Source organism: Streptomyces sp. E11-3, assembly GCF_046540415.1.
GTDB lineage: Bacteria > Actinomycetota > Actinomycetes > Streptomycetales > Streptomycetaceae > Streptomyces.
In genome coordinates, this window is the sequence record NZ_JAZGRL010000001.1 from 37,622 (window position 1) to 51,868 (window position 14,247).

Consider the following 14,247-nt stretch of genomic DNA (forward strand, 5'->3'; position numbering starts at 1 on the left):
GATGCGGCGTGCAGGTGGCGGTTGCGGCCGTCCCAGTGGACGTGCGTGGTCACGGCCGCTGTGCCTTCGGCGCGGCGCACTTCGTNTCGGTCTTGTCGCGGGCGGTGGCAAGCGGGGCGGGCCGCCTGCACTGACGGGTGGGCGGGGCCGGTTGGCGACGGCTGCGGAGCCGGCGGAGGGCGTGTTGTGCCTGGACTGGGGGGTGTGGCGGTACATCACCTGTCCCGGGCTGAGTGAGGTGGGCTTGATGCAGTGGCTGGAGAAGCAGGAGGGGGTGCGGGTCGAGCGCTGGGAGAACCTCGACGAGTGGGATATCGGCGTCTACCTGGCGGACCGGCATCGCTGGCGGGTGGACGTCAAAGACCACCAGGACGCGCAGACGATCATCGACCGGCCGCCTGCCGGGGAGGCGGTGGTCGTCCCCAACTATCGGCGCAGCCAGGTCAATCAGCTGCAGGCCGGGCTTGATGCGCTGCGGACTGCTGACGGGCAGCGCTACAGCGTGTTCACAGTCAGCCGTTTCAAGGCGGCTGTGACCCGGCGGGTGAAGGGGATGGACACATGACGTCGCCGAAGAACGTGAAGTACTCCGTCGGCGTGCCGCTGACACTGCGGACGGCGATCCTGCTGGCCGCGCGGGTGTTCCCCCAACCGGGCGCCGGAGGAGCAAGCGGCATGGCGGCGTGTGGTGGATCTTTCTGATGCGCACTTCCTGGTAACGGGGCAGATGCATCTGTGGGACGGCTGGCCCGCTCTGGCTCTGCCCGATCAGGTGCGGATCACCCGGATGCTGCGGCAGCGGTCGGCGGTCCTCGCTTCCCACGCTGTGTTTGTCACGGAGACGGCAGCGGTCCTGGACAGCGGTGAGGCGGTCGAGTTCGCCCCGGCCGACGGGGAGGAGCAGGTGTTGATCCTGCCCGTCGGCGACGAGGAAGCCCTCATCGATGCCTTGCTGGACGAGCTCGAGGACAACGCGGCCAAGGGGCAGTTGCTGCCCAAGCCTGCGCCGCCCGGATCCTACGTCAGCGACCTGCGGATCCGGGATCCGCTCAGCCCTTCCGGCCGGGTGGTGGACGTCTTCTACGATCTCGACTACCAAGGGCCCCCTGCTCCCAGCGTGGTGCAGGAGCTGGGAGACGCCCCGGTCGCGGACGAGGTGGTGATCCCCTTCTCCGACCTGGAGGAGATCGCGGGTCGGCTCGATGAGCTGCGTGGGCAGGACTACCGGCGCAAGGCGGTCGCGGGCATCAGGCGGCATGCCCGCGGCCGCGACGGCACGGACGTGGGCGAGCTCCTGCGTGTCCAGGCCGGGCCGCTGCGGGTCTTCCACGCCCCCACCGGCATGGGCAAGAACGTCCTGAGTGAACTCGTCGCGGTGTGGTGCGCCAAGCGGGGCCGGGTGATCTCGCTGGTTGTTCCGCAGAGCGCGCAGGTCCTGGCCAGTGTGTACCGGCTGCGGCAGGACCTGGCCGACCTGGAGATCTCCGCACAGGTCACGCCAGTCGTCTCCCCCGCCTCCATGCAGGAGCTGGCCGAGCAGACGGCCGGCAATCCGCACGACGATGCGGACTTCAGGACCTGGGTGTACCGGGAGATGTCCTACAGCTGCTCCCTGACCGGGCACGCCACCACCTCCTCCGAAGCGGTGGATGCCTGGACGCCGGGCCAGGAACCGTGCGACCAGCTCAAGCCCAACGGGCCAAAAGCAGACAAGGCTATGGCCTGCCCGTGGCGCGGCGGATGCGGAAAGTTCCGCCACCACCGGGCCGTGGCGTCGGCGGACATCCTCGTCACGAACCATGCGAACTTCCTCACCGGGCACATCCACGTGCCGGTGGCGGGCCGTCCTGCCCCGGGACGGCGCATGACCACCGAGCAGCTCCTGCTGCACCGCAGCCATCTGGTGATCATCGACGAGGCCGACGCGATGCAGGCGCAGGCTTTCGAGCAGGCGGCCCGTCAGGTGCTGCTGGCCCAGGACGGTGCGGAGCACACCCCGGTACGGGATCTCGACAGTCAGTTCCGGCGGCACTGCCACCGGCTGCCTATGAGTCTTGAGCAGTATCTGCGGCCGCTGATCAACCACCTGGTGTGGCTGGCCGAGAACTACGTGTCCCACCTCGTCGGCGGGGTCATCCATCCCGACCGGGAGCGGCGCAGCATGGTGGTGCCGCGCCGCTGGGACGGGATGTTCGCCTCCCGGGTCTTCAAGCTGGAGGCCGGGGAGCGGCCCACTGAACAGCAGATGCGGGCGGTCAATCAGCTCTACAAGCGGGAGGGGCCGCTGGAGTTGGCCGATGAGGTCAAGGGGCTGGCGGAGCTGAGGGAGCTGCTGTCCTCGGTCACGGACCTGGCCGGCGGGCTGGACCGGCTCACTCATGTCACCTTGAAGCGCATCGGAGAAGCGTTCTCGGCGATCACCGGTGAGGCAGACGAGAAGCGGCTGCACTCCCTGGCGCTGCTGGCGGCCCGGCGGGCGTATCTGGAGGAGATGCGCAGCATTCTGCACCGCATCGTCGGGGTCGCGGCGCCGTTGCAGGGGGCGGGGATCTCCGCCGGCAACGGCCTGGTGGACGCGCTGGCCTCGCATGTGCCGTGGCGTGCTGCCCCCTACGGCCCTTTGGGGCGTGCGCTGTTCGCATTCTCCGAGACGTTCGACCCGGCCGACCGGCACCAGACGGCGCTGCGGCTGAAGTCCTATGTCGGGGATCCGCACGCCCACCTGGCCTACCTGGGCGAGGTGACCGCGCTCGCCCATACCGGCACCCGCCGGGCGGTGATCGGGATGTCCGCGACGGCGTTCATGCCGTACGCGCCCCGTCATCACCTCCTGCCGGAGCCGACCTGGTACGTGCCGGACGACGTCAACGGAAGCCTCACCGTCGAGCTGCAGGCCGGCCAGGACGACGGGGCGGGCATCGTGGTGTCGGGCACCGAGGGAGCAAGCCGGGAACGCGCCTATACGGCCATGGGGCGCAGCGTGGGTAAGGACCTTCCTGCGCAGCTCGACGCGGTGGCCGCCGATGCGGCGACCGCGCACCGGGCGTATGCGCTGCTCGCGCCGACCGCCTACAACGCCGGTCCCGCGCTCGCTCGCGGCATGATCGATGCAGGGGTCACGGCATCGGAGATCTGTGTGGCGGTGCGGCCGCAGGCCATGGCCTCGTTGGAGCGGATGCCGCCGGGCTGGGTGCCCATCCCCAGCAACCGGCTCGAGCAGTTCCCTCACGCCGTGGGCCACGGCCGGTGCCGGTATCTGATCGCCCCCATGGCACGGGTCGAGCGCGGCCTGAACATCGTCGACCGTGACGGGCGGTCTCTGCTGCATGTGGCCTGCCTGGTCAACCGGCCCGTCCCGGTGATGGAAGACCCCCCGGTGCTGCTGTCCCTGGTCAACTCCCTCGCCTACCGCCGACGGCGGCCGGGCCCCAATCCCGCGGCGGAGTTGGAGCGGCTGCGGATCGCGGCGGGCCAGATCTTCGATGACATCCGCAGCGGCCAGGGCTATTTCAAGTCGCTGGGCGAGGACGTCAAGCTCGCCGTCGTCGCGGAGATCCTGACCCGGCTGATCCAGCTGGGCGGGCGTACGCGCCGCGGCGGGGATCACGGGCGGCTGCGTCTGCTGGACGCCGCCTTCACCCAGACCGCCGTGCACTCCACTCTGCCCGCCCTTCTTCAGCAGTTGCGCGGGAAATGGCAGGACGAGGATCACATGCCGCTGATCGACGCCGTCTATGGCACCACCATGACCGACGCTCTGCTGGGGCTGGCGGAGCACTCCCCCACCAAGTACGGGGACGAGGAACAGGAGATGGGCGAATGGTGAGTGACGACCGCGGGCGGCTGTTCACCCTGTCCTTCCCGCTGGATGACCGGCTGCTGGGCACAGCGCACGTCTATCCGCAGGACGAGGCGTTCGCTCCGGCCTGGAGGCGGCTGCCTCGGCCGCGGGGCAAGGACGCCGTGCAGCCGATCGCGTCCCTGCAGACGGCGGCGCGCGCCGTGACCGGTGAGCGGCTGGTGTTCACCAACCCCGACCGGCCTGCCAGGACCGGCCGATGGGCCGGGCGGAGCGTGATCGTCACGCCCGGGGCGCTGGACGAGGCCACCGTGCGCACCCTGATGCGGGAGTGGGAGACGCGGCTGGACGGGCATGACGGCCGTGACACCCTCGCCGCCCTGCTGCAGCTGTCCGACGACGGGCCCCAGCCGCTCAGTTCGCTGCTGCACCGCGACACCCTGGGGCGGATTACCGGTCCCCGCTGGGCGTTTCGGGTGGCCGGGTGGCGGCTGGCGAGCATGCTGGCCGCCCAGCCGCTCCTGCTCGACGAGAACCTGCCCGCGCTGCGGTTCCATCTCGACAGTGAGGGCGACCTGCTGGCGTGGCAGGCCCCGCTGGTCCACGAGCGGTCGTGGATCGACGAGGAGAGCGGCAAACGCCGACGCATCGCCGGCTACGCCATGGAGCGTATCCACATCGAGGTCGAGGCCGCCCCAGGCGGCAAGAGTCTCGTGGCGCATCTGTCGGCGCGTATCTCGCGTGTCGCCACTCACTACAAGGGCATCCGCAACGTTCTGCTGCGCCATCCTGTCAACCCGGACATCATCCTCAAGGCCCCGATCAGCACTCGGTGGGAGAAGGGGCCGGACGGGTTCATGCAGCCCGCGGCCGTCCGCTACCGCGGGGCGACGGCACAGATCGTCGAGGCCTGCGGCGTCGGCCGTCTGCCCGAGCCGCCCCTGACGGGGCTGGACGAACTGACAGAGGTACGCGGGGTGCACCGCACGGGCAAGCACCCGATCGACAAGGGCGCCGGTGCGATGTTCCACGCCCGGCTCGAGGAACATGCCGGGCACATCCTCGGCCAGGAGCCCGTCGTCTACACCGGGACATCCATCAAGATCAGCAAGCCGGGCGGCATCCTGCCGCCCTACGTACCGGCCGGCAAGATGCCCGACGCCATGGCAGGCGCCCAACTCGACACGCTGCGCACCGTCGTGCTGTACGAATCGGCCGCCTGGCGCACGCGGGTGATGGAGCAGCTGGCCCGCGACTACGCGCGGCCCGAGCTGGCCGGTCTGCCCGACGAGCAGCCGGTGGTCCTGGCGCCCGGGTACGAACTCGTGACGGTGCGGCTGCCCGAACTCGTCCGCCACGGCAGCCACGACCGCAGCCTGATTCTGAACACTCTGCCCTGGTTCAAGCCCGGCACCGGGCGGGCGCTGGTCACCGCCCTGTGCGAGACGCGCTACCCCACCGAGCAGGAGAAGGACGCCGGGGTGACGGATGCCAAGCACGCGCTCAAAGGGCTCTTCGCCCAGCGTGGCATCCCCTCACAGTTCATCACCATGGACTCCGATCCTGGCGATCCCTACCGGCTGAACACGCCCGAAAAGGTCGCGCGGGCCAAGGCCCGCAACGCCGGTCTGCCGGAGCCGGACGTCGCCTACAAGGACGACCATGCGGTGCAGATCGCGCTCGGCAGCCTGCACTCCGACTCCGGCATCATCGACAACCGCCTGGCCGCCACTGCCTTCCACCGCAACGCCAAGGACACCGCCCTTGACCGGGAGGCCGTGGCGGTAGGGCTGTGGACCCGCTACCACCGCTTCGACGAACGTCCCGGCCGCCCCCGCAAACCCGCCGTGCTGACCATCACGCTGGTCGCCATGCGGATCCCGCTCGGCGAGGACGCCTACTGGCCCACCCTCATGTACGGCGACCAGGGCTGGCGCCCCCTGGCCCAGGCACGGGCCCTGCACCATGCCGGTCCCATCGGCAAAAGAGGGCATCACCTGCGGGAGGACCACGGGGGCCCGGACAACGTGCGCACCTATGTGGACCGGGCGCTGGCCGCGCTCACTGACCAATATCCGATCATCGTCTTCGCTGAGGAGCGTGAGCGGATCTGGCCCGGGCTGTGCAACGACCGGCTCGGGGACGGCCATGTTCCCGGGCAGAGCCTGATCGCCCAAGGGTGGGATGTGGCGATCGTTAGGGTCGGCAACGGGCAGGGCACACCCCAGCCGTCACGGCGCACCGGCGGCGGGGGCAAGCTGCCGGCCAACCCGTTGCAGCCGGTCATGCCGGAGAAGATCCTCTACCGCCACGACCACGGGGACGCGGTGTCCTGGCTGTTTTCCGGGCAGTCCCGCCAGCACGCAGGCGGCCAGCGCACCGGCACCCAGTACACGCGCCGCACCCTGCCCGGCGGTCAACTGGCCCAGATGGGTGCTCCCTTCCACGCCATGACCCGCACCGAATACGTCATCGCCCGCCGCGGCGGCTGGCGCGAGGAGCAGCTGGCAGGTCTTGCCGCGCGGATCTCGGAGCAGGCCGCCATGTGGGACGGGCGCACCAATCTGCCCGCGCCGCTGCACCTGGCGAAGAGCGCTGATGAAAAGCATCCCGGCTTCGTCGACCAGGAAGGGCTGAGCGCGTAGGTGCGGTGACGGCGGGCACGGCGGCTTCCAGGACCGGTGCCGGCGCAGCCGATGGGCTGTTGACTGCTGCCGTGCCCCGCCCGAGCCCAGGGCGAGGCGGGGCCGGGTGCACTGTGCCGCCCCCCTCACCTGTCACAAACCGAACAGACCGTCCTACTGGAGCGTGCGGCTGGTTACTTGGAGTACGTCTGTTTCCAGCGTGCTCGGTGGCGGGCTTCTCCCTGTCCGCGTCCGTTGACTTCGGCCAGAGACAGCAACGGTGTCCCGTTGTTCCATAGCCCAAAGAAGTCACGGTGCAGGGTGAGGATGTGGTGCTTGACCGCGAACGCCTCGGCTTGGGGGCTGAAGCGGGTGGTGGCGACGAAGATGGCCACATCCGCAGCGAAATGCACCTTGGCTCCCAGCAGATCGCGCACTTCGCGACTGGCGATCGTCCGGTGGGGTGCGTACCGTTTGCATTGGATCACCATGGTTCGGCCATCAGGCAGCCGGCCGAGCACGTCGGCTCCGTTGTCCCCGGTCCCGCCCACTCGGCGCACCTGTGTGCAGCCGTCACGGCGACATAACTCGGCAACCACTTCCTCGAACTCGGTGCCGGACATCGCGTCGATGGCAGCCAGCGTCCGCTGTCCGGCTGCGATCTCCTCCTGTCGTCTCCAAGCGTCGTCCTTGCTTCGCAGCAGCCGGTCGGTACGCCAGAGCCGCCACACCATCCAGCCGATTCCCGCGGCGGCAAGCAGGGCGCCGAGGTACAGCAACAACATCGGCTGCAGCAGACCTAGCAGGACCAGCGCGGCAAGCGCTCCTGCTGCTGCTTTGTTCCGGGCGGTGCGTCGTCTGCGCATCGCCTTGCCCTTGCGTTTGGCCGCCATTTCTGCCCCCTCTTGCACCGGCCGGGATGGATTCCTCCCTGCTGTGCAGTGTGGGCATGCCGAGCGGCCCCGCCAGGGCGCAGTCAGGCCATTGGCTTGAACCTCCCGCCCTTCTGCCGGCTGGCGTCTGACCGTTCTCCTCGATGAGGGGCGTTCGCCTGCTTACAGGCCGAGTTCGGCCAGGGCTGCTTGCCTCTGCGGGCTGAGGCCGGAGCGTCGGCGGCGCAGGTTGCTCAACCACTGGCCCAGGCGCACGGGGTCGCCTTCGACCTTCTCGATATGCCGCTGGGGGACGTTGAGATGGCCTTCGCGCGCGCGGAAGGCCCGTGCGGCGGCCAGCCCGCGCTGGAAGGCACGCTCGCGCGCCGGCAGGCGGCTGTCCGTCGCCCGGGAGGTGGATGTGTCGGGCAGTTCGACCAGCCCCAACTCCGCGAGCAGTGACCTCTGTTCAGGGTGCAGGCGGCCGGAACGGGCGCGCTGTGACTCAAGCCAGCTCTCTGCCTCGGCGGCAGTCTTGCTGACTGCCAGGCTCTGACGAGCGGCGTGGTAGGCCCGTTGCCAGGTGATCGGCCAGGGCGGGTTCCACCACCGGTCCAGCGCGGTGAGCGCGGTGGCGCGCTGGTCGGTGAGGGTCTCGGCGCGGGTGCGCTGGGTGGCCAGCCAGCGGCCGAGGGGGAAGCCGTCGTGGATCTCGTCGACGGGGGCGGCGAGGTGGCCGTGGCAGGCGGCGTAGGCGGCGGCGTGGGCCAGTGCGCGGTCAAAGGCCTGCTGGCGGGGGTCCCAGATGATGCCGAGGCGTTCGAGGGCCTGCACGCGTACGGCGTCGAGCGTGCCCTTGGTGTGCAGGTGGCGTTGCCAGGTCAGCCAGCGTCCCAGGGGGTAGCCGGTGGGGTCTTCGTAGGTCTGGGGGACGTCGAGGTGGTGGTGGGTGTGGCGGAAGCGGCGGGCCGCGGCGAGGCCGCGGCGCCATTCGGCGCTCTTCGGGGCCAGGACGCGCAGGGACAGGGCGAGGGCGATCTCGTCGGCCTGGGTGGGGCGGTCGAAGCGCAGCCAGGCTTCGGGATCTTCGGAGGGCATCGTGGGGCGCTGGGTGCGCGGGTCGGACAAGCGGGCGTCGAGGCGGTCGTCGTGGGAGCGCAGGGCCTGGATGGTGCGCCACAGCGGGGTGTAGGCGTCGGCGCCGAGGAGGTCGTCGGGGTCTTCGTCGGGCGTGAGGTAGACAGGGACGACGAGGGTGGCCTTCTTGCCGGCGCCGGGGCGCTGACGCAGGGCACGGCCGACGGCCTGGACGGTGTCGACGGGGCTGTTCTTGGGGTCGACGAAGACCACCGCGTCGATGTCGGGCACGTCGATGCCCTCCCCCAGCACGCGGGCGTTGGACAGGACGGCCGGCGTGTCGGGGCTGGTGTGTGAGGTGAATTCGAGCAGGAGGCGGCGGCGGACCTGAGGGGTGTGGCTGCCGCTGACCCAGTCCGCCCACAGCCCCTGGGGGCGCAGGTGATCGGGAAGGGCGGCGGCCGTCTCCGTCAGGGTGGTGGCGAAGGCGCGGGCGTCGGCGACACGGTGATGGAAGGTCAGGATGCGGCGCAGCTTGTGGTCGTGGATGGCGCGCAGGGCAGCGACCTGGCGGCCGGCCAGGCGCAGTCCATCGACGCCTGCGCCGGCTCCGGTGGCCAGCCAGTCACGCAGGTCCGCGTCGGTGACGACGGGAACGAGGATCTGGTAGTCGGCGAGCAGCCCGAGATCGATGGCGTCAGAGAGGTTGAGGTGATAGGCGACGGGACCGAAGAGGGTCTCGTCGTCCATGGAGGCCACCGTCTCTACTTCGTCGCCGTCCGGGGCGTCGTCGGGGTCCCAGATGCGAGGGGTGGCGGTCAGGTAGAGGCGGCGGGCGGCGGGGACCTGGTCGTCGTGGTGGATGGCGGCCCATGCCTTGCCCAAGCGGCCCGCGGTGCGGTGGGCCTCGTCGACGACCACCAGGTCCCAGGGGGGCAGGCGGTGGTCGCGGTGGGCAGCGATGACGGCGGGCAGGGAGGCGTAGGTGGCGTAGACGGTGACCGGCCCGGGGCGAGGTGTGGTGGTGAGGGCGGTCAGTTCGGCGGGGTCGGTGGTCAACGGGATGTCGGTGCCGACCGGTTCGTGATCGAGGGCCTGGCGGGCCGAGCACACCGCCACGGTGGTGCCCTTGCGGCCGGCCAGACGCCAGGAACGGATCGTCTGCGACAGCAGGTCCAGTGTCGGCAGCAGCACCAGCACACGGCCCCGGGGGGCAATGCGGGCGGTGGTACGGGCGGCAATGAGGGTCTTGCCGGTGCCGCAGGCCGCGATCACGCTCGCGCGGGGATGGTCGCCGAGGACACGGGTGGTCGCCGAGACGGCTTCCCTTTGGTGGGGGCGCAGTTCGAGGGGCGTGGTGGCCATAGAGGGGTACCGCTCCGGAACATGAACTGGTGAGGCGGTCATGGGGCGTTGCAGGGAGATCTATCGGCGGTGTGGGCGATGGTTTTGCGGGTGGGGAGCTGCGGTTCAGCTTGCCGATGCCACGCGTAGGGCGCGGCTGAGCAGGATGGAGTTGCCCAGGTGGCGGCGTAGTTCTCTCTCCAGTCCGGCGACCGGCACCAGGTTCTGCGGGGCCCGGGTGTCTTTGTACTCGATGCTGGCGTACCGCGGCAGGAGTGCCTGGGAGAGGTTTGCCAGCTCGATCGCCGCGGTCGCAGGGATGTCGGCGGCGCATTCCAGGCGCACAATCCCGGCCCATGGGGCGCCGGGGGTGCACGGGAGCCGCAGGTACCAGGCGTGGCGGTCCCAGGAGGTGCCCATCAAGAACACTGGGCTGCGTTCGCCGGGGCCCAGGGTGGCGATCATGGCGTGCAGGTCGGGCGGCAGGTAGGCGGTGCGGTGGGACTTGATGAATCCCAGGGCGCGCGGTAGGTGGGTGCGGCCGCGCAGCGGGCCGTCCACGACCAGGAGGTCCGAGCCTTCGGAGACTCCGTGGCCGGTCAGGGCGGTGCGGGCATGGATGGCGACGAGGACCTCGAGTTCGGTGAGTTGGCGTTGCAGCGCCGTCGAGAGCAGCACGGCGAGGTTCTGTTCTTGGTCGTCGGGGGTGATGGTGGCCTTGTAGGTCCCGGCGGTGGTGGGCACGTCGGCGGCGTTGGTGGCGGTGGTGAACAGGCCACGCCGGTAGTCGATGGTCAGCAGATGTGCGCCGCGGTCGGGGCAGCAGCACACGGTGCCTGCCGCGTAGGAGGCGCACAGCGCCATCCGGGCGTTCCGGACTGCGTTGCTGGGGCTGGTGGCCGGTTCGGCGGAGGGGGGCTGTTCGATCCAGATGCGGGCCTCGACGCGACGGACGCCGTCGACGAACAGGACCGCACCTGGGGCAGATACCTGGGAGGGCGAGACGGGCTTCCAGTCGGCCGGGGCAAGTTCGATATGGGGAGTGACCTTGGCGGTGGAGTCGGCGATGCCGTTCTCGGCGTTCTCCACGCTGGAGCCGTAGGTGGGGTCCCAGCCGTCGACATGGAACCGCATGCGGGAAGCCTGTGCTGCGCTGGTCATGTGCCCTGCCGGGTGACGGTGGAGGTGCGGGTATCGCGCTGGACGTGAAACTGGACCGGGATCTGTTCGGCGAGTGCGGTGACGTGGGTGATCACTCCGACCATCCGCTCTCCCAGAGAGAGGTTTTGCAGGGTGTCGGCGACGGTCTGGAGCGACTCGGCGTCGAGGGTGCCGAACCCTTCGTCGAGGAAGATGGACTCCAGTTTCGTAGCGCCGCCCAGGCCGGCCAGCTGGTCGGAGAGGGCCAGTGCGAGGGCCAGGCTGGCCTGGAATGTTTCGCCGCCGGACAGGGTACGCACTGAGCGCGAGGAATCGGCATCGAAGCGATCGATGACGTAGAACTCGCCCTTTTGGTGGCTGAGGTCGAAGCGGTCGCCTGACAGCTGGCGTAGTGACTGGGAGGCGCCGGCGACCAGAGTGTCGAGGGCTGAGTTGGCGAGCCACTGAGGGAACTTGGTAGACCGCATCAGCCGGGCCAGCTCGGCGGCCACTTGTTGCCGGGTGCGGGCGGTATCGATCGTGTCTCGTATCGAGGCGGCGTCGGCGAGGCTGCGTTGGATCATTTCCACCTGGCCCCGGGCGCGTTCGGCTGCGACCGCCACCACTCGCGGAGTCTGTGCGGCACGCCCCGGGCCGTCGCCGAGGTCGTGGGAATCCAGGCCGATATCGCGCAGGAGAACCTCCAGGCGGCCCAGGAGCTGGTCAGCTTCGTCGTGGGCGGTCTGAGCGTCGGAATCTGCACGCACGGTGGTGACCTGCCGGTCGCTAACCCCACGGTCGGCCCAGCCGGTCAGGGTGGCCCAGGCGGCGGCGAGGTCGGCGGTGTCGAGGCTCGGTGGGTTGAGTGCCGCCACTGCGTCCCGGGCGGCTGTCAATGCGGATCGGGCACTCGTGGTGCGCTCTTGCCACTGTTCCTGCTCGGCCGCCGCTGTCTTGGCTGTGTCGCGTGTGCGGCCGGCCTCGGTGGTGGCTGTCTTCACGGCCTCTTCAAGGCGGGTGCATTCCTCGAAGAGAGCCGGCAGCTTGTCTTCGGGCGGCGCCTGTCCCAGGAGTGTGTCCAGTTCGCTCAGGCGGTCGGTCAGGGTGGTCTGCTCGAGGTCGGCGGTTGCGGCGTCCCGAACGGCTGCGGTGTGGGCAGCCTGGGCGTCGACCTGCGCGCGGTCGGCTGCATCCAGCGCATTGGTCGCGTCCGAGTGGGCCTTTTCGGCGTCGGTTGTTTCGGCTGCGGCGGCTGCGAGGTCGCGGTCTGCGGTGGCGGTCTGGGTGCGGGCCCAGGTCTCCAGATCGGTCCAGGCCGCGGTCAGGTCGTCGGTGTCGAGGGCCGGCGGACCGAGAGCGGCCACCGTGCCCAGTGTCGAGTGCAGGGTGCTGCGGGCCCGGTCGAGTTCTCGCTGCAGTGCGGCGGCCGCCGACGCGGCGGACTCGTGCGCGGTTTCGGCTATCTGTACTGCGTCACGCGCCTGCTGCTCATCGGCAGTCAGCTGGTCGCGGGAGGTGGTGAGTTCGTCGAGGTGGGCGCGGTCGGCGTCGCAGTCGCGGTCGATGCCGGTGGGGCGGTCGGGCAGCAGCGTGCCCAGCCTCTTGTCGTGCAGGGTGCGCTGCGTGGTCAGTCCGTCCATGGCCCGCTGTTTGTCGGCGACCGTGGCCTTGGCGTCCTCGTATCGGGTCAGCAGGTCACGGTGTTCGTCTGCGGCAACGGCATGCGCCGCCTGGGCTGCGTGGAGAGCGGGGTCGGACAGCGGGGGCGGGAGGGTGGTGACGTTCTGCTCGCAGACCAGGCAGGCGTGGCCCACCTGAAGCTGGGGGCGCAGCTGCGCGGCACCGGCAAGGGCTCGGGCCTTCTCGAGCGTGGCTGTAGCCGCGTCCAGGCGCACTTGTGCGCCAGCCACCGACTCCTCAGCTCGGCTGGTCACCTCGGCACACTCGTCCAGCTCGCTGGTGGCGTCCGTGAGCAAGGCGATGACGTCGAGGAGTTCGTCCAGCGTGTGGTGCGCGTCCGTGAGCCGACTGCCATCGCCGGCGGCGGTAAGCGCGCGGGAGGCCTGTTCGTGCCGGTCCCGGGCCTCGGCCAGCTGCCCGGCGACGGCTTCGGCCTCGCTGGAGCGAGCTGCTGCGCGGCTGGTCAGGTCGGTGACGCCATCGGGGGTGCGGACGGCGGCCAGCTGTTGTTGACGATGCTGCAGTTTTACGTGCGTCTGCCGGATCTGATCGCGGCGCTCACGGGTTTCCTCGGTACTGCGCCGGGCCTTGGAGACGGCGTCCGCCGCTGCCTTCCGCCGGCCTTCGCATTGCGCTAGCTCGTCTTGGGCGCGCTGGGCATCGGCGATCACGCCGTCGCGGCGCGCGACCAGGCCTGCCTTCTCGGTGTACCGGTCGCGGGTGAAGGTCAGGTCGGTGCGCTGAGGGCCGGACTGAGCCTCTTTGGTGGCGTCGGAGAGGGTCTGAGCGGCTGCGTCGGCGGCGTCACGGGTTTGCCGGGCCTCTATCTGTGCCTGTGTGGCATGGCGTTGCAGCTCTTCGATGCCATCGGGGGTGCGGATGGAGGTCAGCAGATCGGTCTCGTTGCGTAGCTTGTCGGCTCGAGCGTCGGCATCGTGTGCGCGGGTGTGTGCCTCGGTGACACGGGGCACGAGTTGGTCGACGGTGACGGCCAGTTGTTCGAGCGCCTCGACACGCGCCTGTGCGGTGGCCTCGGCTTCGGGGGTGGCGTCGGCGTGGCGGCTCAGCTGGTCGTTGAGGACCTCGATCTCTTTGGCTGCTTGGTCTGCCTGGGCGCTGGCGCGTTTGCCGATGCCTTCGTATTGGGCGGCGCCGAGGAGTTTGAGCAGGATTTGCTGGCGGTCGCGGGCGCTGGCGGACAGGAACCGGGCGAAGTCGCCCTGGGGCAGGACGACGCACTGGCAGAAGTCGTCGAAGGACAGGCCGAGCAACTGCTCGATGGCGGGGTTTAGTTCTTTGATCTCCCCGGCCAGTACTTCCGGCTGTGGTCCGTCTGCCTCGACGGCGACTGCGGTGGGGTCGGTGAACTGCACCAGGCTGACGGCCTTCTGCTGGATCTGCTGGCCGGTGCGGCGGACTTCGCGGGCGACCTGGTAGCGCTGTGATCCGACGTCGAAGGTAAGTGAGACCGTGCAGCGGTTGCTCGTGGGGGCGAGGGCGTAGGAGATGGCGTTGCTGCGTCCCCACCGGTAGGCCGAGCCGTACAGGGCGAACGTCAGCGCGTCGAGGATGGTGGACTTGCCTGAACCGGTGGGGCCGACGAGGGCGAAGTAGTCGGTGTCGGTGAAGTCGACCACGGTGGGGGCACGGAAGCCGGCGAAGCCGTTGAGCTCCAGACGAACGGGACGCATCTGAGGATTCCTTCGGGCGG

Annotated in this window: 8 protein-coding genes; 4 read left to right on the top strand and 4 right to left on the bottom strand. The window is 69.9% G+C overall.

Annotation, left to right across the window (positions count from 1 at the left end; genetic code table 11):
* The first annotated feature begins 1 nt into the window (after position 1).
* The 4 genes from U9R90_RS00135 to U9R90_RS00150 are packed head-to-tail and all read left to right on the top strand — an operon-like array spanning position 2 to position 6,444.
* The gene (locus U9R90_RS00135; RefSeq protein WP_411057584.1) at positions 2-565 is read left to right on the top strand and encodes a hypothetical protein; all 564 of its coding nucleotides are present in this window, start codon (positions 2-4) and stop codon (positions 563-565) included.
* Positions 562-702: a hypothetical protein gene (locus tag U9R90_RS00140; RefSeq protein ID WP_411054287.1), complete on the top strand. Its 141-nt coding sequence runs from the start codon at positions 562-564 to the stop codon at positions 700-702. Before U9R90_RS00135 ends, U9R90_RS00140 begins: the two co-directional genes overlap by 4 nt.
* Positions 689-3,826: a hypothetical protein gene (locus U9R90_RS00145; protein ID WP_411054288.1), complete on the top strand. Its 3,138-nt coding sequence runs from the start codon at positions 689-691 to the stop codon at positions 3,824-3,826. The genes U9R90_RS00140 and U9R90_RS00145 overlap by 14 nt, the downstream gene beginning before the upstream one ends.
* Positions 3,820-6,444, top strand: coding sequence for an RNaseH domain-containing protein (locus U9R90_RS00150; protein WP_411054289.1), 2,625 nt, complete (start codon positions 3,820-3,822; stop codon positions 6,442-6,444). The genes U9R90_RS00145 and U9R90_RS00150 overlap by 7 nt, the downstream gene beginning before the upstream one ends.
* A 173-nt stretch (positions 6,445-6,617) precedes the next feature.
* Here U9R90_RS00150 and U9R90_RS00155 read toward each other — a convergent pair whose 3' ends face one another.
* From U9R90_RS00155 to U9R90_RS00170, 4 genes are all read right to left on the bottom strand, one after another.
* Entirely contained in the window at positions 6,618-7,316 is a 699-nt protein-coding gene (locus U9R90_RS00155) for a restriction endonuclease (protein WP_411054290.1), read from the bottom strand.
* 162 nt (positions 7,317-7,478) lie between these two features.
* Positions 7,479-9,737, bottom strand: coding sequence for a Helicase associated domain protein (locus tag U9R90_RS00160; RefSeq protein ID WP_411054291.1), 2,259 nt, complete (start codon positions 9,735-9,737; stop codon positions 7,479-7,481).
* A gap of 105 nt (positions 9,738-9,842) precedes the next feature.
* Positions 9,843-10,850 (bottom strand): hypothetical protein, encoded by a 1,008-nt coding sequence (locus tag U9R90_RS00165; RefSeq protein WP_411054292.1) that lies wholly within the window; start codon positions 10,848-10,850, stop codon positions 9,843-9,845.
* A gap of 23 nt (positions 10,851-10,873) precedes the next feature.
* On the bottom strand, positions 10,874-14,227 hold the full coding sequence (locus tag U9R90_RS00170; protein ID WP_411054293.1) for an AAA family ATPase: 3,354 nt from the start codon (positions 14,225-14,227) through the stop codon (positions 10,874-10,876).
* Between the last annotated feature and the right edge of the window lie 20 nt (positions 14,228-14,247).

Bases quoted from the DNA above. Each gene is read 5' to 3' on its own strand.
- U9R90_RS00140 (WP_411054287.1), top strand. From the start codon at position 562: ATGACGTCGCCGAAGAACGTGAAGTACTCCGTCGGCGTGCCGCTGACA.
- U9R90_RS00150 (WP_411054289.1), top strand. From the start codon at position 3,820: ATGGTGAGTGACGACCGCGGGCGGCTGTTCACCCTGTCCTTCCCGCTG.
- U9R90_RS00155 (WP_411054290.1), bottom strand. From the start codon at position 7,316: ATGGCGGCCAAACGCAAGGGCAAGGCGATGCGCAGACGACGCACCGCC.
- U9R90_RS00160 (WP_411054291.1), bottom strand. From the start codon at position 9,737: ATGGCCACCACGCCCCTCGAACTGCGCCCCCACCAAAGGGAAGCCGTC.
- U9R90_RS00165 (WP_411054292.1), bottom strand. From the start codon at position 10,850: ATGCGGTTCCATGTCGACGGCTGGGACCCCACCTACGGCTCCAGCGTG.
- U9R90_RS00170 (WP_411054293.1), bottom strand. From the start codon at position 14,227: ATGCGTCCCGTTCGTCTGGAGCTCAACGGCTTCGCCGGCTTCCGTGCC.